General features: G+C 42.2%; 16 protein-coding genes. 12 read left to right on the top strand and 4 right to left on the bottom strand.

Annotation, left to right across the window (positions count from 1 at the left end; translation table 11 throughout):
- Nucleotides 1–46: 46 nt before the first annotated feature.
- The gene (locus HF078_RS10370; protein ID WP_169291082.1) at nucleotides 47–961 is read right to left on the bottom strand and encodes a TetR/AcrR family transcriptional regulator; all 915 of its coding nucleotides are present in this window, start codon (nucleotides 959–961) and stop codon (nucleotides 47–49) included.
- Nucleotides 962–1,142: 181 nt separating this feature from the next.
- Between HF078_RS10370 and HF078_RS10365 the strand changes: the two genes are divergently transcribed.
- The 3 genes from HF078_RS10365 (at nucleotide 1,143) to HF078_RS10355 (ending at nucleotide 3,980) form a co-directional block, all read left to right on the top strand.
- Nucleotides 1,143–2,711 (top strand): DHA2 family efflux MFS transporter permease subunit, encoded by a 1,569-nt coding sequence (locus HF078_RS10365; RefSeq protein ID WP_169291081.1) that lies wholly within the window; start codon nucleotides 1,143–1,145, stop codon nucleotides 2,709–2,711.
- A 325-nt stretch (nucleotides 2,712–3,036) separates the two neighbouring features.
- Nucleotides 3,037–3,330 carry an antibiotic biosynthesis monooxygenase family protein gene (locus HF078_RS10360; protein ID WP_169291080.1) on the top strand — a complete coding sequence of 98 codons (294 nt, stop codon included), beginning with the start codon at nucleotides 3,037–3,039 and terminating at the stop codon, nucleotides 3,328–3,330.
- Nucleotides 3,331–3,368: 38 nt separating this feature from the next.
- A complete protein-coding gene (locus HF078_RS10355) occupies nucleotides 3,369–3,980 on the top strand; it encodes a methyltransferase (protein ID WP_169291079.1) in 612 nt (203 codons plus the stop codon).
- A gap of 199 nt (nucleotides 3,981–4,179) precedes the next feature.
- Here HF078_RS10355 and HF078_RS10350 read toward each other — a convergent pair whose 3' ends face one another.
- Entirely contained in the window at nucleotides 4,180–5,235 is a 1,056-nt protein-coding gene (locus HF078_RS10350) for a GIY-YIG nuclease family protein (protein WP_169291078.1), read from the bottom strand.
- A gap of 345 nt (nucleotides 5,236–5,580) precedes the next feature.
- On the opposite strand from HF078_RS10350, the gene HF078_RS10345 reads away from it, so the two are divergent.
- Genes HF078_RS10345 through HF078_RS10335 form a run of 3 tightly spaced genes read left to right on the top strand, consistent with a single transcriptional unit; the run spans nucleotide 5,581 to nucleotide 10,419 of the window.
- Nucleotides 5,581–6,660 (top strand): hypothetical protein, encoded by a 1,080-nt coding sequence (locus tag HF078_RS10345; protein ID WP_169291077.1) that lies wholly within the window; start codon nucleotides 5,581–5,583, stop codon nucleotides 6,658–6,660.
- Nucleotides 6,661–6,665: 5 nt separating this feature from the next.
- Nucleotides 6,666–8,687, top strand: a complete 2,022-nt coding sequence (locus tag HF078_RS10340) for an McrB family protein (RefSeq protein ID WP_169291076.1) — start codon at nucleotides 6,666–6,668, stop codon at nucleotides 8,685–8,687.
- Nucleotides 8,671–10,419, top strand: a complete 1,749-nt coding sequence (locus tag HF078_RS10335) for a DUF2357 domain-containing protein (RefSeq protein ID WP_169291075.1) — start codon at nucleotides 8,671–8,673, stop codon at nucleotides 10,417–10,419. The genes HF078_RS10340 and HF078_RS10335 overlap by 17 nt, the downstream gene beginning before the upstream one ends.
- Nucleotides 10,420–10,670: 251 nt before the next feature.
- Here HF078_RS10335 and HF078_RS10330 read toward each other — a convergent pair whose 3' ends face one another.
- Complete coding sequence (locus tag HF078_RS10330) at nucleotides 10,671–11,645, bottom strand: sensor histidine kinase (protein ID WP_240951719.1); 975 nt, start codon at nucleotides 11,643–11,645, stop codon at nucleotides 10,671–10,673.
- Between the two features lie 16 nt (nucleotides 11,646–11,661).
- Nucleotides 11,662–12,360, bottom strand: coding sequence for a LytR/AlgR family response regulator transcription factor (locus HF078_RS10325; RefSeq protein WP_169291074.1), 699 nt, complete (start codon nucleotides 12,358–12,360; stop codon nucleotides 11,662–11,664).
- 189 nt (nucleotides 12,361–12,549) lie between these two features.
- Here HF078_RS10325 and HF078_RS10320 point away from each other — a divergent pair, with 189 nt between their 5' ends.
- The 6 genes from HF078_RS10320 (at nucleotide 12,550) to HF078_RS10295 (ending at nucleotide 19,985) form a co-directional block, all read left to right on the top strand.
- Complete coding sequence (locus HF078_RS10320) at nucleotides 12,550–13,302, top strand: ABC transporter ATP-binding protein (RefSeq protein WP_169291073.1); 753 nt, start codon at nucleotides 12,550–12,552, stop codon at nucleotides 13,300–13,302.
- Entirely contained in the window at nucleotides 13,292–14,449 is a 1,158-nt protein-coding gene (locus tag HF078_RS10315) for an ABC transporter permease (RefSeq protein WP_169291072.1), read from the top strand. The genes HF078_RS10320 and HF078_RS10315 overlap by 11 nt, the downstream gene beginning before the upstream one ends.
- Nucleotides 14,450–14,630: 181 nt before the next feature.
- On the top strand, nucleotides 14,631–16,049 hold the full coding sequence (locus tag HF078_RS10310) for a PTS mannitol transporter subunit IIBC (protein WP_169291071.1): 1,419 nt from the start codon (nucleotides 14,631–14,633) through the stop codon (nucleotides 16,047–16,049).
- Between the two features lie 212 nt (nucleotides 16,050–16,261).
- Nucleotides 16,262–18,394, top strand: a complete 2,133-nt coding sequence (locus HF078_RS10305; protein WP_169291070.1) for a BglG family transcription antiterminator — start codon at nucleotides 16,262–16,264, stop codon at nucleotides 18,392–18,394.
- A gap of 3 nt (nucleotides 18,395–18,397) precedes the next feature.
- Nucleotides 18,398–18,835 (top strand): PTS mannitol transporter subunit IIA, encoded by a 438-nt coding sequence (locus tag HF078_RS10300; RefSeq protein ID WP_169291069.1) that lies wholly within the window; start codon nucleotides 18,398–18,400, stop codon nucleotides 18,833–18,835.
- 1 nt (nucleotide 18,836) lies between these two features.
- Nucleotides 18,837–19,985, top strand: coding sequence for a mannitol-1-phosphate 5-dehydrogenase (locus HF078_RS10295; protein ID WP_169291068.1), 1,149 nt, complete (start codon nucleotides 18,837–18,839; stop codon nucleotides 19,983–19,985).
- Nucleotides 19,986–19,988: the final 3 nt, after the last annotated feature.

The following is a 19,988-nucleotide window of genomic DNA, read 5'->3' as shown; positions in this document are numbered from 1 at the left end:
GTCTTTTCTATATTCTTGATTCTTACAATTATGAGGGTATCCTGCTCTACGAACAGTCATCTTCATCCGATCTAATGGACCTTTCCACTAGCTCTTGAAACTTCAACCATTCCTGTCCAGCGTTAGATGCAAAGGTCTCGTCTTTGCATAGGCTCTCCATTGCACTCTCCACAAGGAAACGTCTAGGAGCGGTGCGATTTTTCCCGGTTAACTCCTCTTGAATAAAGTCCAAAAGCTCTGCCTTACGCCCGTAATCAGGCCCACCGGAAAGACTTTTTTTCAATTCAGTTACCTTATGTGCTATAGCATGTGGAAGTGGTAACTCCTTATCCCCTTCATTCGGCACCCAGCGTGCCATCGACTCTGCATCCACCAACACTTCACCTGACTCCGCTACATCCTCCACTATCTTCACCAAGCGATTGACACTATATTGCACAACTCTATGGATGTCCAGTTTCTTATCATGGGTCATCGTGTAGTATCTGATGCCATGATTCAGTATTCCAAGATACATAATGGCACAATCCCAGAGGTATTCTTGTTTCTCTGCTCCGAATATCTCCAAGAAACGGTGGTGCACCCATCTTAGCATCCTTAGCTGAGTTTTGTGGATGAAATCCTTTAACTCCGAATCATTAATGAAGATGACTTCCTCAAATAGGGAGATCAATTTGTTTGCCCGATTTGTCTCCATTTGAAGTTCAAACTGCTTTATGAAAATATGAATGTCCGCCGGGTCCTGTCCAATCAAGAGGTCGTTCCGTTCTTTTTCCATTTTTTTATATAACGTTTTGAACAGTGCAATTAACAGTTCGTTTTTGGATGAAAAATAATTATATAAGGTTCCTTTGGCAATGCCGCTCTCATCCAGAATGTCCTGGATGGAAGTCGCTTGAAATCCTTTTTCAATAAAAAGTTTATGAGCACATGTGAGAACATGTAGTTTGCGATCCTTCATTTTATCACCTAATTAAAGTAGACTGATGGTACAAAAATAATAGTACACGAAATAAAACCTTTATACAAATAGCAAATTAACAAAGTTTTCAAGATTGATAAATTTGAACCGATGGTATAAAATTGGAGTAGATGTAATGGTAGTATAAAAATGTACTGTTAGTATAAATGGAGGAGAAAGAATGCAGCAAGCAGAATCAAACACAACGATAAATCGTCCACCATATGGTATTTTGGCCATTTTAATGATCGGCGCGTTTATTGCTTTTTTAAATAATACTTTATTAAATATTGCCCTGCCATCCATTATGGCAGAGCTTCAAGTGGGACCTTCAACGGTTCAATGGCTGACAACTGGCTTCATGCTGGTGAATGGGGTATTGATCCCTACCACAGCTTTTTTAATTCAAAAGTATTCTGTACGGAATTTATTTATTGTCGCAATGGGTCTCTTTGCCGTTGGGACAGTAATGGCCGGTTTTGCACCGGTTTTTGGCGTTCTTTTAGCAGGCAGAATGATGCAGGCTTCCGGGTCGGCCATATTAATGCCATTATTAATGAATGTGATGCTTGTCAGCTTCCCAATCGAAAAGCGTGGAACCGCAATGGGTATGTTCGGACTAATTATGATGGGGGCGCCTGCAATTGGGCCGACGCTTTCCGGTTGGTTAATTGAACATTACGATTGGAGAATGCTATTCCACTTTGTGTCACCAATTGCGATTGCTGTTTTGCTATTAGGTGTTTTTCTTTTAAAGGATAGAAAAGAAAAGCAAGAAATTCGCCTGGATCAACTTTCTGTTGTCTTATCGAGTATAGGTTTTGGTGGTTTATTGTATGGATTTAGTTCTGCTGGTTCCAAGGGATGGGATAGTCCGCTTGTATACGGAACCATTGCAATCGGTACATTATCGTTAGTTTGGTTCATTTTACGTCAGCTTCGAAAAGAAAAACCTATGTTGAACTTCCGAATCTACCGATACCCGATGTTTGCTTTATCATCAGCTATTTCAATGGTTATTACGATGGCGATGTTCTCGGGGATGATATTGTTGCCTATTTATGTGCAGACGATCCGCGGAATTTCACCATTGGATGCCGGTTTATTGATGCTTCCGGGTGCGATTGTGATGGCATTAATGTCGCCGGTTACTGGGAAGTTGTTTGATAAGTACGGTGGCCGTGCGCTTGCCATTACCGGTTTGTCTATTACCGTGGGGACGACGTATTTCTTCAGTCAGTTGACCTTTGAAACGACTTACACGCAACTATTGATTTTATATACCGTGCGGATGTTTGGTATGTCGATGGTGTTTATGCCGGTTTCCACGAACGGTTTGAACCAGTTGCCAACACGATTTTATCCGCATGGTACCGCCATGAACAATACGTTACAGCAGGTGTCAGGGGCGATTGGAACGGCGCTGTTGGTGACGTTGATGTCAACGAGGGCGGAAAGTGTTGGTCGTGAGCTGTCAGGAGATGCAATGGCTGCTTTGGGTGCGAACCCGTCTGATGAGGCAATTGCGGGTATGCAGCAACAAGTGATGATGCAAGGGATGTTAGAAGGAATCAATTTCGCCTTTTTCGTGTCAACATTTATTGCGGTGGTTGCGCTCGTGTTGTCATTCTTTATTAAGCGGGCGACACAGGCGGGAGATCCAGAAGCAGAAGTAGAGCCTGGGCCGATGGGTGAGCTTGCGGTTGCTGGTGAGCGTAAGGTGAAAACAGAATTGGTGGGGAATAATTAAGTTTTTTTGAGGGAGGTCCGCTTCTGCCTTTTTGGTGGGGGCGGATTTTTTTGTGTTTTGGTCGCGGAGGTGTTTGTCGATTAATGTGTGTTTGTGTCGAATGGCAATTTTATGAGGGCAAGTGGCTAATAAACGTAAAAGTTGGACAATAAATCGATAATTTGGCTAATGAATCTCGAAAGTGGACAATAAATTAAAAATTTGGCTAATGAAAAATCTTAAAAGTGAAAAAATGGTGAGAACTATGCATCTGGTTTTTAATTCTGGCGTTTTTCACGCATAATGAATATAAGAGAAATTTTACTAGTGAGAGGAAGATACAACTATGATAACCGAAGTAGCATTTTTTAATATAAACGAAGGAATGGAAGCCGGATTTGAAAAAGATTTTGAAGTAGTAGCTAAAGAAACAATCGCTCAATCAAAAGGCTATAACGCGCACACTTTACATAAATGCATCGAAACAGAAGGGAAGTATATGGTGCAAGTGGAATGGGAAACTCTCGAGGACCATATGAAAGGTTTTGTGGGATCTGACTTATTTAAAGAATGGGTTAAAAAAATGGACCATTATTTTAAACCAGATATATATATGGAGCATTTTCAATTAATAAAGTAATTACAAATAAGCTCAAATTATAGCAAGGGGAAAAGGAAATGCCAAGATCTCCAGAAAGATATGATCAGAAACTTAACATCGAAACGACTGATATACAGATGGGTATTCACCGCTCTTTTACCTATCATCGCTATGAGCCTACTCCATATGAAGCGCTGGACCGGTTGTTTGAAAGATACTTGGTAGACTCCGATAATCACGTGGTTGACTTTGGGTGTGGAAAAGGCAGGTTGAATTTTTACTTGGCACATCGGTTTGGGCCTAGGGTAACCGGTATTGAAATGAATGAGACATTTTACGAGGCTTGTTTGAAGAATTTGTCCATGTATAGAGGTAAGGGAAGACAGATGATCATGTTTGAAAAGTGCTTGGCCGAAGAGTATACAATACCTGAAACGGCCAATGTGTTCTATTTCTTTAACCCATTTTCGATAGATATTTTCAGGCAAGTGGTCAGCAATATTCTCTTCTCCATCGAACAACATGATCGGCCTATAGAGATTGTGCTTTATTATCCGGCTCCTGATTTTGTGTTCTTTTTGGAAAATCATTCGATGTTTACTCTTAAGCTAGAGGTCCAGCTTGATGAGTATGAGAAAAATGCGAATGAGCGATTTTTGGTGTATGAGTTGGGATTGAGCGCGAGCTAAAAATGGACTCATTTGAGTGATTGCTCGTTTGGCACGAACTCAGGGCATTTCGGCACGAACTTGCCCCATTTTGGCACGAACTCATAATCTTTCCGCACGAACTTGTCCACTTTTGGCATCAACTTGTGTCTCCAAAGTCAAGAGGTCCAAAAAAACAGCCACTTCACGTACGAAGTGGCTGGCAACAGTAATTTTTACATCATAAAACATCAGAAATCAATGCATTCAACGCACCCAAATCCTCGTGACCGACCATCTTATACTTACATTTCCCACTTCGTAAATAACTGTAAATAATCTGCGCTTTATCAATTTCAAACCGGCTCACTCCACGGGTTGCAGCAGGGACGGCATCAGAGAGTTCATGAGAAAGCCTTGCAAAAATATCTCTACGTACTTCCTCATCCACTCCGTTCTCACCGCCATAAACCTCACTAAACAACACATCCGTCCTCCTGATCACAAAGCATTTTACCCTGTTTTCATCCAATCTTTCGGCCACCAACATTAAATGATTTCCTTCCGTAAAATCCATCACATCTTCTTTTTGCAATAGGGCCTGCAAGGATTGAATGCAGTTTCGGTATCTGGCTGCACGCTCGAAGTCCAAGTCATCCGCAAGCTGACTCATCTCCTGCTGCATGTGTTCCAGCAATTCCGCACTTTCCCCATTAAGCAAGTGGATGAGCTGTTCTACGATCGCGTTGTATTCCCCCACTGCTTTGCCGCCAAGACAGATGCCGCGGCATAGACCAAGGGAATAGTTTAGGCAGGGTGATCCGTTTATGGCGGGGTTAGAACAGTCGAGGCGGTACACATCCTTCAACCCTCGTATCGCAAAACTGACTGTTTTCCTGTTTGAATATGGTCCAAAGCTCCAGCCATCGCCGCCACGCAAGGGTTGGGTGGAGGGGCGAAGACGATAGAGCTTGCCGACCTTCCGGATTGTTAGATAGAGGAAGGCCTCTGGTGTTTTCATTTGCCGGTTGTATTGCGGGCGTATTTCTTGGATGAGCTGCCATTCGAGCAGTAGGGCTTCAAATTCCGTGTCTGTCTCGATGATCTCTAGATCATGGATATGCTTGACAAGTTTTCGGATTTTGTTGGTATGGGTAGCAGATTCTCTGAAATAAGATTGAACGCGTTGACGTAGACGCTTTGATTTCCCCACATAGATGACTTGGCCGGCAGAGTCTTTCATTAGATAAACGCCTGGGGTTGCAGGGATTTCTTTAATTTTTTCTAAAAGACTCATGACCAATCACCTCTCTATTGTGCTGTTTTGTAAACTTTGTTTTTGTAATGCATAGTTAAATTAGCCGTTATATTAATTACTGTCGGGCTCTTTTTTTTGTCGAATGAAGCATACTACTTGCTATTTCTATAGTACGTAAGCAGTAAAAAGTCCAACTGCCGACTTTTTACAAGAGAATAGCAACAATCTTTTAGAAGAAAAGAGCTCTCTAGGAAGATAGTTCTATGTTTAAATTTTCGAAACCTTACAAAAACGTGCGTGTTCATGTAAAATTAGAAGTGTCATTACTTAATAGAATATCAAAGAAAATAAGGAACCGACAAGAAATAAGAGGGGGTCATGCAATTGAGCAGGGAAACATGGAAAAAGGTATTTAGTACGATTCCGGATGGGGAATTGGTGGCACTAGTGGACTTTTGGTCAATCCAGGTAAAAGGCTTCCGTCAAATAAATCAGGAAAATATAAAACACGCAAGGGCAATGGTTATCGCAGAAGCCCTGAAACCGCGAAATCTAAAAATGATAAAAGCTTATTACACGATAAACGATGATGATACAGATGAACCTGCTGACAAAGGGGACGACATTACGTTAGAAGCGTTAATAGAATTATATGAAGAAGGTAAAGAGCTTCATCTGATTCTTGGTGGCTTATATGCAAGCGAAGAGGAGCAGTTTGAAAAGCTTGCATCGGAGTTTGAAGAGACGTTGATGGAAAAATATGAGGTAGATGAGTTAAGTAGTCTTGTAGATAGACAGGAAAAAAAGGAAGAGGAAGTTTTACCTGAGAAGGTAGATTCCACCTCTACAACGGAGTGGGAGAAAAAATGGAATAAGTCCGAAGACAAGAATAAGGATTTACGCGCGAAAATAGGGGAGTGGGAAAAAAAGTACTCGCAGTTAAAGCAGCAGTCTAAGGAAGAGAAACAATCAGCACTGAGCGAAAAGCTTAAACTGCAGCAGGAACTTGGAACCGAACGAGCGCAGCACAGGGAGACGGTGGAAAACAACAAGAAAACCGCCGAGGTAAATGAAGCGTTAAAAGAGGAAGTGGCAAAGTTGAAGGGAGAAATTTCTCACTTAAACGCGATGTTGCTTCACCAACAACAAGAGGTAGCCGCAACAACAACAGTTAGAACAGATGAAAAAATATCTGCTATAAAGGACCAAAAGGAAATAGTCTTGGTGGGTGACCCAAAAAATAAATTAACTGAAAATTCAGCAAAACATATTTTTTGTGTGTTGGAGCTGAAGGATGTTCCAGACGCCTTGGAATCGGATTTGCTTGAAAAATGTGATGAGGTTTGGATGATGACGTATCTTGTGCCACCACAGGTGAGAAGGAAAATAAAGCGGACGGTACAGAAGAATATAAAAGAATTTAGCGATTTTCCGACAATGAAACGTTATATAGAGAAAGGTTGAGAGCGATGAATAAGGTTTGGGAGAATGACTTAGTTGGTGTGCTGGCAGATGTCGATCAGAGTGAGTTGCTCTACAGGGACTCGATACTTATAAATAAGCAGGACAGTCTCCAGTTTTTTGTCCGAATCATTTCACAGCCTGCCGAAAGCTTTCCGAATGTAAAAGCGGTGACAGGATTCTATTCTGACTTGGAAAAATGGGGATTTGAGGATGATTATACGCAGCCGGAATTTATCCGTAAAGAAAAGTTACGGGAATGGCTTGATGATCGGCTGTTAATTTTTAAGGTGGAAAAACGCATTCGTTACAATCATGAAGAAGTGTATAACATGTTCGGGGTGCGCGTGATGCCTAAGCTACCAAGCTATGAAAAGGATTTAAAATTAATTCCAGTTCCTATTTTCAGCAAAAAAGTAAATGGGATGGAGCAGGATGTATTTCTCTCAAGGCTTGTGGAGAAGAAGTTCGTCGGCCGCATTACAGAAGTGTCACATGAGGCGAATGACACACCGCCGATTGTGTTGTGGAAAGAAGAAACGGAGGAAGACGAGCAGTTTACCGTTTATGGAGTGTTGGAAAAACATCAGTATGCTCATGGTGGGTTTAACTTTGAATTGCGTGATGAGTTGAAGATGCTTACTTTGGAAGAGGAATGGCTGGATGAGTGCTATCTGACGGATGAGAGCCCTCATGTTGCATTTGTACCAATTGCGCACTTTCAGAAGTTACTGCATCGTTTAGAAGAACAAAAGGCGGTGCAGGTGGCAGATTCGTCTGACCGAGAAACTCTACCTCAAGAGGTGGCAGTTTCTTCTTTAGACAAGCAAACCTCACCAGAAATCCAAAGCAGCAGGCAAGAGGTTGCCGTCTCGGTTATGGAAAAGCCGACAAGTGAAATTAACGTACCTATCCCAAAAGGAAACGAGAAGGAACAGGAGTTTTTGGAGCTTCTGTTCAGCCACACGCAGGATGCGGGACTCATTTATCGGAAAGAGAATCTAATCAATTTTCACACTTCCATGAAGTCGTCGTCTCTTGTCATTTTGTCCGGAATGAGTGGAACTGGCAAGACAAAATTGGTGGAATTGTATAGCCAGTCACTTGGCTTAAAAGGAGAGCAGCTTACTGTTATTCCAGTAAGCCCGTCCTGGACGTCAGATTCAGATTTAATCGGCTATGCGGACACGCTGAATATGGTGTATCGTCCTGGGGATTCGGGGTTGATCAATGCGCTTCGTAAGGCGGAAGATGACAAGGATAAACTGTATATCATCTGTTTTGATGAGATGAATTTGGCAAGAGTGGAGCATTATTTCTCCCAGTTCTTATCGATTTTGGAAATGGATCATGGGAAGCGAGTGCTCCGGTTATATAACGACGATTTGGAAAGCAGGCTGTATAACTCTGCACAATATCCACCGACTATTGTGATACGTGAAAACGTCTTGTTTGTCGGCACGGTCAATATGGATGAGTCGACCTATCATTTTTCCGATAAGGTGTTAGATCGTGCGAATGTCCTGTCGTTAGATGTGATGCCGTTCACCGAGATGAAACAGCTTCCGGAAAAGAAAAAAGGGATGGTCGCACGTGCGGATGAAGTGGATTATGATACGTTTGAATCTTTTCAATATAAAAATAGAAGTTTAAGTCTTCATGATGATGAATTGGGATTGTTATGGGAAGTTCATCAAATGATGCAAAATGTGAACAAGCAGGTCGGGGTGGGGCCGCGGATTGTAAAGCAGATAGATCAGTATTTGGGCAATCTTCCGGCACAGGAATATATTTTACGAGAAGATGCTTTTGACCTTCAAGTTGTTCAGCGTGTGTTGACAAAAGTGAGAGGGTCAGAGGATCAGCTTAGAGACTTGCTTGGTCGATATAACCGTGAAAAGGATACCGTGGAGGGCAGTTTGATCATTCGGTTATTTGATCGCTACACGAATATTTCCATTTTCAAGGAAAGCAGAAATGTTATCAAACAAAAAGCGAAAGAGCTGAAATATAATGGATACACCATGTAGAACGCAGCCTTTTTCGGTTATTTTTACACATGTTTTTCAAAATGGATCTCGGGAGGATACGGAGGTTCAAAGCTTTGTTGAGCACCTTTCTGACTGGGATGAAGCTGTACATGTTTACACGGAGATAAGAGAGAACGTCAATCTTGAGCTGCGGTTCCGATGTGAAGATCGCGGGGCAAGATGTTATATGGACGGATTTGATGGGCTTGGAGATGATAGGTTGCTGGTTGATCAGGATTCAGAGGAGAATTATCTAGGCTGCGATGGAATGGTGACACTTTTCAGGCATTCCACTTCTGACAATTATTATCCTTATATTCCTGGTCTGTACAGCTTGAGAGTCGAAACGTCGGATGGGAAGACGTTCTACACGCTAGTAAAGGTCATATCTAACAGACTTTTTGACGATCAGCTTGCAACGATGCGCTCTGAAGTGGAAGAGAAACTAAAGGGTGTAGCACTCGACGTCATCCGCAAACAGCATAGTCCGAAGAGTTTAGCGGCACTCCGGATTGATCCGAAGTTGTTTCGGCAGTATCAAATGTTGCAACATTACTTTACGGATATCTATGCAATTGTTTCCGACCTTGCACAAAGGGTGAGGTCGTCGGTTGCGAAGGAATACCAGATGCAACCTGCTGAGATGCCGGCGCATGTGGATGTTGTGTCCATTCAGCATCGGCTGAAGCGGCCTGACACAATGAATCTGGTGAAATCAGTGCAAAAGCGGATAAATTATGACCTCCCTGAAAATCAGATGTTAAAAGCGATTTTAGAAAAATGGAATCAATTATTGCACGAGTTTGTGGCATGTATGGACACGACCATTAAAGGGTTATCAAATCGCAAGGACTACTCCTTCTCCATTTCTCTTCCATTGGAGAGGAAGCGTCGCCTAGTGGAGGAATTGAAGGAATATCGCGGAAAAGCGATGCGGATGAGTGGTGCGTTAAATCTTGTGAAATCCAGTCACTGGTATAGGGAGGTGTCTTATAAAAAGGCGCTTTCGGTTCCAATGGTGATGTTTGTAGATGTTCGATACCGAAAGCTATATCAAATTGATCAGTCTCTTCAGGGAGAGGAGATTCCGGTTCATACTGGGCTTGGCCAGCAGTGGAAACGGACTGACCAGTTATATGAGATTTGGGGTTGGCTGCAGGTGGTGGATGTGTTTGGCATGGTTGACAGTGGAGAGCCAGGGAACCGTGGCAGCCTCGTGATAACTAGTAAGCCAGTCGCAAAAGATAATATGATTCAATATCAATTCGGGGAAATCTCTCTTCATATTACCTATGACGGAACCATCCCGAGCCATCCGGAAGCAACGGATAAATGGACGGTCCCTGTCTATACCACTGGTACGAATAATAACCCAGATGTGCGGATGGATTTGTTCTTACGGGAAGTTTATATCGGCACCATTATGATTGACATGAAGTATCGCAAGCGCCATGCGCTGACAGATTCTATGAGACAGCTGACGAGTTATGCCGATAATGTAAGGTCTCCCTATATTTACGGGAAAAAGCGTTGGCAGAAGTATCGACCTGTTCATCAGGTGCTCGTCTTCTATCCTGAAAAGCACGGTGGCATCGAAGTGGAAGAACTGGACGGAAAAAGTATCAGTTTCGTCCCATTGACTCCTGCTGAGGATCAGACAGTTTTCCAAGAGACATTAAGGTGGCTTGTGGCGGAGATGCTGTTGGAGGCAGAGGAGGAAGGGATACAGTAGAGAGAGGTATGGTCGGTGGGTCTAGTAAAGAAGGACCACGGCGGATGAAGGTTTTGGTGGCAAAGCTCCCGATTTGGGGAGCTTTGTTTTTTGTTAAGTAGGCTAAAATGGATATATTGGATTTACAATGGATAAATGATTTTTGCAATGGATATATCTTTTTTACAATGGATATATCTCCGCTTACAATGGATATATTATTTTTACAATGGATAAGTCCCATTGCGCCGTAACAAATAGAACCTCAGTTATTACCGTATCGCCGGCACCTTGATTTTCACGGTAAATTCCTCATCTTTACACACAAAATCCAACAAACCGTGGTGCTCTTCCACAATATCCTTCATTATTTTGGTCCCTAATCCTTCGTGCCCGCCACCCTTTGTGGTATGTCCATACGTATCGAACAGGGAGTCCAAGACATTAACGGGTACAGGCAAGGTGTTATTTTTGCAAATCAACATATACAGGCCACTGCGTTTATAAAACTGTAACGTTAACATGGCTTGCCCACCTCGCTCCCGCTGCCATTCTTCGCATGCGTCAAGGCTGTTGCCCAACAGGTTTCCAAGGAGCCCGACAATTTGCTGGTCCCCAATCGGTAACATAGACAAAGGCAGATCTAAATCATACACCACACTGACCCCGGCAGCTTTGCCGCGTCGATACATTTGATGTAGCACGCCAGCGACAACCCCGCGCTCTCCTCTAATAGAGTAATTGGTCTCTTCGTAGCTTTTCACAAGGTCATCAAGATAAAGTTTTGCTTCTGAAGCCTTATCGTTTTCTAACATGAAGTGGACGGCTGAAACATGCTTGAGGAAATCATGACGCTCGCTGCGGACAATGCGAAAGGTTTCATTGATATGGGCTCGTTGCTCTTCGTGTTGAGCAAGTTCGCGCTGCAATCTAGTAAAATGCTGACCAGTCGTTATCCGTACATATTCACAGGCAACAAACACGATTATCGGTGCAACCGCAAGCCTTGGAGGCAGGGACACACCTAAAGCAATCGTCACAACCAACACTTGCACAATCCACAGACCACTATTGGCTTTCCATCCTAACCTTTCAATCTCCACTGCTATTTTTCTATGAAAATAAAAGGCAATTACTGTGGCAACCATTAAACTAACATAAGGCAAAATCCACTCACCGAAGAGTGCATGCATATGTAAAAATAAGAGCGCACCTATCGCCCCCGAGTAAATAAAGGAAGTCTTCAACGCTAATCAATCCTTACTAAAAGTAATTCTCTTGCAGAAATTCCACTTTATCTTTGGTAATCATCGCCTGTTCCTCCATGCCTTCAAACGTTACGATGTATGAGTTCTTGGCATAGAGTGAGAAGTTTTTCACGTGATGAATGTTTATAATGAAGGACCGGTGGGAGCGGAGAAAGTCTCGCTCACGCAGTTCTCCTTCTAGTTCATTCAATGTCTGGTAGGTTTTGATGGGTCCGCTTTTGGTGTAGATGGTGGTGGAGCGGCCAGATCTTTCAATAAAAACGATGTCCTTCTTTTGAACAATGTGGATGTCGTTTTTTTGTTTAAGATAGAGTCTTCCAGCAATTTCAGCAGACTTGGATTTCTCCAGTAATCTTTCCATACTTTTGACAAGTCGGTCTTTTGTATAAGGCTTCATGATGTAGTCATGTACATTCAACTCGAAGGCGTGGACGGCATAGCCACTGCTTCCTGTAACAAAAATAACAGCGATGTTCAATGCGTGCGAGTGGATGATGTCTGCGAGCTCGTACCCGGATAGGTTGGGCATTTCAATGTCCGCAATCAAAAGGTCCACTGCTTCTTTTTTAATATATTCATAGGCTTCTTCCGCAGATTGAGTAGAGAAGACAATCTCCACATTCGGTACGGCTGCTACAATTCCATTTAGTTTGTCCAAATCTATGTATCTGTCATCTACAAGACCAACTCGCATCGTTTTACCCTCACCTTGAAGTTTTGTTTCATTCCATATTCATGGTAATTATCTTTATTTTACCATCAAAAAGGATAGAAAGGTCATTTTCGCGACATCAAAAGGAATATTCGCGACATAACTAGAGATTCAAACCAAAATAGTTTGTATGATAAAAACAAGAAATCAAACAGACGAGGTGAAAGAATTATGATCGAAATTAATCAAGTAACAAAGAAATTTCAAGATAAAAAGGCTTATGTGACGGCGCTCAAGCATGTAACATTTACAGTGAACAAAGGGCAGGTTGTAGGATTGCTTGGGGAGAACGGAGCGGGGAAAACGACGCTGTTAAGGTCCATCGCAACGTTATTAACTCCGACTGAAGGGTCAATCAGTGTAGCGGGTTTTGATACGGTTAAGAATTCCGACTCCATAAAAAGAAAAATCGGGGTGCTCTTCGGCGGGGAAACCGGTTTGTATGACCGCCTTACAGCACGCGAAAACCTGGAGTATTTTGCTGCTCTATACGGAATGAGCAAGCATGAGACAAAGGTACGGATTGAAGAATTAGCAAAAATGTTTGGGATGAAGGATTACTTGAATCGTAAGGTCGGCGGCTTTTCAAAAGGGATGCGTCAAAAAGTGGCAATTGCCCGCACATTGATTCATAACCCTGATATCATCTTGTTCGATGAGCCAACCACCGGTTTGGACATTACATCTTCTAACGTATTTCGCCAGCTCGTCCATCAGTTGAAGCGCGATGGAAAAACAATTATTTTTTCTAGTCACATCATGGAAGAAGTGAGCATGCTGTGCGATACGGTGGCGATGATGCATAAAGGTGAACTCGTCCACCATGGTTCATTGGAAGCTTTATATAAATCAGAAGGCTCTCGTGACCTTAACTATATTTTCATGAGTAAACTTGTAAGGGGGAACGAACACTATGCTTCGTAAAATATACGTTAAAGAAATGAAAGATTCGTTCAGGGACAGACGAACTCTTTTATTAACCGTTTTATTGCCGATTGTGATGATGACAGGACTTGTGTTGTTTTATGAAAGCATGCTGTCGGATGGAGAAGGGGAAACTTATTCCCTTGCTGTGAATGAAACATTTGGTACAGAGGAAGAAGCGTTATTCGCGGGGATAGAGAATATTGAATTTGTAAAAACGGCAGATCCGGAGGCGGTGTTGGAAGAAGGAGATGCTCAAGCTGCATTGGTTTTGGAAGGCGGATTTTTAGAAAAAGTGGAAAAGGGAGAAGAGGCCGGTGTAACGCTTATAGGAAATTCCTTTAGTCAAAACTCTTCTATATTAATGAACCAGGTTACTACTGTTCTTGGAGCCTATGAAAAACTAGTCATTGCCGATCGATTAGAAGCACAGGGTACTCCTCAGGAGCTTGTTCAACCATTTACGATTGAACAAAAAGAACTGACAGAGGAGACAGCTGGTGTGAATATGGTTGCCATGCTTGTACCATTGATTTTGGCATTGGCAATAGGGATCGGCGCAGGTCCGTCTGCCTCTGATTTGTTTGCCGGAGAGAAAGAGAAGAAAACAATGGAAGCGTTATTGATGACACCAGTTAACCGTATGACTTTATTACTTGCCAAGTGGCTCACTATTTCAACTATTGGCGCTCTAACTGGCATTGTTACGTTGATTGTAGTGGCTTTAGAGATAAATTTCTTAACGGAGAATATGAAAAATGCCATTTCGTTTGGTGAAAATGTGTACTTGATTGTTGGATTTGCCATTTTGGTTTCTGTCGTCTATGCCATGTTTATGGCAACTTTCCAGATGATCACAAGCATTATGGGTAAAACAGTAAAGGAATCGCAGAGTTACAGTACTCCAATCATGATGATTGCTGTATTTCCAATCATGATCATCTCAGGTATTGGAATCAATGAATTATCATTCGAGCACTTTGCAATACCAATCATGAACATTTTCACAGTACTAAAAGAACTGAGCTTCGGCATCATCAACTACGAACACCTGGCCATCATGATTGGAAGCAACCTAATCTGCATCATCGTAACATTTGTGATTGCTAGAGTTATGTTTATGAAGGATAAATGGGTGATGAACTAAAGATGGGGTCTGACCCGCTCTGCGTTAAAGTGTTAAAGAGGGGTCTGACCCCTCTTTTTTTGCTTATTTTAATTATGTCAACAATACGTTTGCCAAATGGGTCTTTAGTAACAATGGATTGTTTGGTGAAACCGCTTTATCATAAGGGTAAGCAAGAATATTATGATAAGGGGGCAGTAAAATGAGCTCTGAGACAAAATCATCTTCTAATTTTAAAGTGAAAATACAGCGTTTTGGTAGTCATCTTAGTGGTATGATCATGCCCAATATTGGGGCGTTCATCGCATGGGGACTTATCACGGCATTATTCATACCTACTGGCTGGTGGCCAAATGAGGAACTAGCGACTCTTGTCGGTCCAATGATTACGTTCCTATTGCCGATATTGATCGGTTTTACGGGAGGACGCCTTGTGTATGACCTGCGCGGCGGAGTTGTTGGGGCAACTGCGACCATGGGGGTTATCGTGGGAGCAGATATTCCGATGTTCCTTGGTGCGATGGTGATGGGTCCGCTTGGTGGATATGCGATCAAGAAATTTGACCAAGCGATTGATGGAAAGGTACGACAAGGGTTTGAGATGCTTGTGAACAACTTTTCTGCTGGTATTATTGCCGGTATCCTTACGATTATTGGTTTTAAAGGTATCGGACCGATTGTTTTAACTTTGAACAAAACGTTAGCGGCTGGAGTAGAAACGCTAGTACAGGCGAACCTGCTTCCGATTGCAAGTATCATTATCGAGCCGGCAAAGGTTCTCTTCTTGAACAATGCGATCAACCATGGGATCTTAGGGCCTATTGGTATTGAACAGGCGGCACGTGAAGGCATGTCTATCTTGTTCCTACTTGAAGCAAATCCTGGACCAGGTCTTGGAATCTTGTTGGCATTTGTCATTTTCGGAAAAGGAATGGCTAAACAATCTGCATCTGGAGCAACCATCATCCATTTCTTTGGTGGGATTCATGAAATCTACTTCCCATATATATTGATGAAACCTGCACTTATCTTGGCAGCAATTGGTGGGGGAGCATCTGGTGTATTCACGCTTTTACTATTTAACGGAGGGCTGGTTGCTGCACCATCACCTGGTAGTATTTTTGCTATAGCTGCTATGGCTCCAAGAGGTGGGTTCCTTGCAGTCATGGCTGGTGTCCTTGTAGCTACTACTGTTTCCTTCTTAATTGCATCTGTCATCTTAAAAAATTCTAAATCTACAGATGATGATTTAGCAAAAGCAACAGAAAAAACATCTGCACTAAAGGGGAAAGAAAGCAGAGCGAGCTCTCTTGTTGCAAAAGAAAAAGAAGCTCCTTTGGAAGAAAAAGAAGTAAACAAGATTATCTTTGCATGTGATGCGGGAATGGGGTCAAGTGCCATGGGTGCATCCATCATGAAGAATAAAGTTAAAAAAGCAGGATTGTCCGTTGATGTAGCGAACTCCTCCATCAGTAATATTCCAATGGATGCTGACATCGTCATCACGCATAAAGACTTAACAGACCGTGCAAAGGCAAAGCATCCGAATGCGACTCATATTTCTGTTGAGAATTTCTTGAACAGTCCTAAATATGATGAGCTTATTAAAAACCTAAAGTAATATTAAAGAAGGAGGAAAGAGCACGGACTCTCTCCTTCTTTTTTGCATGCAGGGGGAATGGAAAAGAGATGTCATTATTAACTTTTGTCAACAATAATTTTGACGAATCCTTACTTTCCTTTCATTGAATCAATAATATCTGTGTTTTATGATGAAACTATAAACATAGTATTAAAAAATTGTCATCATCCAAGGGTATTGGAGTGAGCGCTATGTATATTACCGCAAGAGAGAGGCAGATCCTTGAGATTCTTTTATCGACGGATAAAGAAATGACAGTCGGGGATCTGGCGAATGAAATAAATGTAAGTACCCGAACCATCCACCGTGATTTAAAAGAAGTCGAGGGAACCTTGGCTCAGTATCAGCTGTCTTTACTAAAGAAATCAGGTGTGGGTGTCCAGATAATCGGGGAACAGGATAATATAGAACATTTAAAGCTTTTTCTTTTCAATGTAGATCATAATCAGTACACCGCTGAAGAAAGGCAGACAATCATTCTATGTGCACTATTGGAATCGGTCGAACCGGTCAAGTTGTTTGCGCTCGCTAATGATTTGAATGTCACTATCGCGACGGTTAGTAATGATCTTAATAAAGTGGAGGAACGGCTAAACCAATTTCGCAATCTATCACTTATCCGAAAAAGAGGATATGGTGTACAGATAGAAGGCGATGAGAATGACAAGCGTAAGGCGATGAGCAAGGTAATCACTGATAATGTGGATGAGTATGAACTGCTGAGCCTTATAAAAGAAAGCATTCAAAAGAAGAGTAAGCCGTCATCCGACCCGATTTCGGAAAGATTGCTTGGTCTAGTAGAGAAAAAAAATCTGCATATTGTAGAGCGGACAGTGGATGAAATGAACAAAGAGCTGCCCTATTCCATTGCAGATAGCGCGTATATGGGGCTGGTTGTTCATTTGGCATTGGCGATGGAGCGAATCATGCGTGGAGAAAATATTTCCATAGATCAGGCCTACCTTTTAGAACTGAAAGGGACTCCTGAATATATGATTGCCCAAAAAATCATTGAGAAGCTTGAAAAAGTGTATCAAACAGAGATTCCAGTCGCCGAAATTGGCTACATCACCATGCATCTAAGAGGAGCGAAGTTAAGACAGGACAAGGAATATTTTGCAGAAGAAGCGGGAATGCAGGATGCCTTAAAAGCAAAGCACCTCATCCGATTTGTAGAAGAGAGGATCCACCAAAATCTTTCAGATAATCCTTCTTTATTGCAGGGGCTTGTTGCCCATCTTGGTCCTGCATTATTCCGCATCAAGCAAAATATGGGCATAACAAACCCGCTCTTAGATCGAATCAAAACGGAATATGCAGAATTATTTTCCATTATTAAAGAAGGTGTCGAGGTGACATTCCATGATCTCGTGATTCCAGAAGAAGAAGTCGGTTTTCTGGTCATGCACTTTGGCTCTGTCTTATTGAACATCCATCAAGCCAGACCGCTGCAGGCACTTGTCGTTTGTTCGACAGGCATTGGAACCTCAAAAATGCTTGCGACAAGGCTTCAAAAAGAAATTCCTGAAATAAAAGTATGTCAGAATGTATCTCTTTTCGAGTTGAATCAGTTAGATGATGCAAACTATGATCTGATCATCTCTACGATTCGTTTGCCTGATTTAAACAGAGACTATTTTATCGTCAATCCAATTTTAACAGATGAAGAATTAGATAAAATCAAACAGTATATCTATGAGCAGCATAAAAACAAATTGATAGAGTTAAAAGGTAATCTAGAACTAGAGGAAGCCTTTTATAACCAAGATCTTTCTATAGAAGCGGTGGCAGATAATTTAGAAAAGGTTTCTCTCTATTCCAAAGCAGTTTCAACCTTATTGAATGGCTTTATTTTTAAGAAGGGGGAAGGTGGCGAGTCCATTAGGGCTGCGTTGCAGATTCTATGCTTGGAGTTACAACATTTGGAGCAACTCTCCGATGTGACTCAGGTATTAAAAGACCTTTTGGAGAGGGAAAGGATGGGAGGACTTGGGATACCGGGTACAAAGCTGGCATTGTTCCACGCCAAAAGTGAGGCCGTTATTAAACCAACTTTTTCTATATACAAATTAACTCATTCATGTCCGACAACAGGAATGGATCAGGAGCCCATGAAAGTGGAGTCAGTCCTCCTTCTTCTTGCCCCCTCAAAGGCAGAAAAAGAGGTATTAGAAGTACTGAGTCATATTAGTGCATCTATCATAGAAGATGACCGAAGCATTGCACGATTTGAATCAACGGACGGGGTTGCGATCGGGAATCATCTCGCTGCCACATTAAACCGTTATTTTAACGAAAAATTAACTGAATTAAGGAGTGTTTGAATCATGACCTTACCAATCTTAGCTAAAGAAAATATCTTATTAAACGAAACTGTAGGGACAAAAGAGGAAGCAATTAAAAAGACAGGACAATTGTTAGTGGACCGTGGATACGTAGATGAAACATATATTGAAAAGATGTTGGAACGGGAGGAATTAACGTCCACCTACATGGGTAATTTTGTTGCGATTCCACATGGTACAGAAGATGCAAAAAAAGCGGTGAAAGAATCCGGGATTGCTATTGTACAAGTTCCAGCAGGTGTGGAATTTGGAGCAGAAAATGAAGTGAAATTACTGATTGGCATAGCAGGGAAAGGCGATGAACACCTAGAAATTCTATCGCAAATTGCGATTGTCTGCTCTGAAGAAGAAAATGTTCAACAAATTGTGAAGGCAACATCTGCTGAAGAGATCCTTGAATTATTTGAAGGGGTTCAATAACATGAAGGCACTTCATTATGGTGCAGGCAATATCGGCAGAGGCTTTATTGGAGCTTTGCTTTACAAGGCAGGCTTTACCACCACTTTCGTGGATGTAAACAGTGAAATAGTAGATCTGATAAATGAAAAGAAAGCTTATCGAGTGGTGCTGGCGGATAAAACACAGGAAGAGTTGGTTGTACGCAATGTGTCGGCCATCAATAGTATAAAAGATAGCGACAGGTTGGAAAAGGCGATAGTGGAAGCGGATATCATTACTACTGCAGTAGGCCCGTCCATCCTTCCAATTATTGCGAAATCGCTTGTAAGTGGATTGCGTAAACGTCTTGAAACCAACGATGCGCCATTAAACATCATAGCTTGTGAAAATCTTATTGGCGGAAGCTCCTTGTTGAAACAGCATGTATACGAAGATTTGGCACCAGAAGAAATCGTGTTATTTGATGAGCTATTTGCTTTTCCAGATGCCGCTGTCGACAGAATTGTTCCAAATCAAACGAACACTGATAAGCTGATGGTCACAGTGGAACCGTATCATGAGTGGGTAGTGGATGAAACTGCACTTGTTGGAGAATCTCCGGCCATTGAAGGAATCACATTTGTCGGTGATTTGGCACCGTATATTGAACGAAAGTTGTTCACGGTGAATACAGGACATGCCGCAGTTGCCTATTTGGGTTATCAAAAGGGCTGCAAAACGATAGACGAAGCACTGACAAATGGGGAAGTCCGTAAAGTGGCGGAGTCCGCTTTGAAGGAAACAGGAATGGTCCTTGTTGGGAAATACGGATTCGATAAAAAAGAACATGAGGCATACATCGACAAGATTCTTTCGCGTTTTGAGAATTCCTATATCACGGATGATGTCACTAGGGTAGGACGCGCTCCGCTCAGAAAGCTCGGTGGGAACGACCGCCTAGTAGGACCGGCAAAACAATACCTTGAGCTTTTCGGTCACCCTCCAGAAAACCTGATAAAAGCAATCGCAGCCGCCATCACATACGATGTGCTAAATGATGAGGAAGCCCAGACAATCCAACAACTAATCCGCGAAAAAGGATTGCAGCAAGCCATTACAGAAATAACCGGACTTGAAACGGATAACCTTATCGTGGAGGAGATCATGAAGGAAGTAGGGGTCTGGAAATAGGGG

It is taken from the genome of Bacillus sp. RO2, assembly GCF_012911845.1.
In the GTDB taxonomy this organism is placed as follows: domain Bacteria; phylum Bacillota; class Bacilli; order Bacillales; family Bacillaceae_I; genus Sutcliffiella_A.
This window is presented reverse-complemented; position numbering and strand designations above follow the sequence as displayed.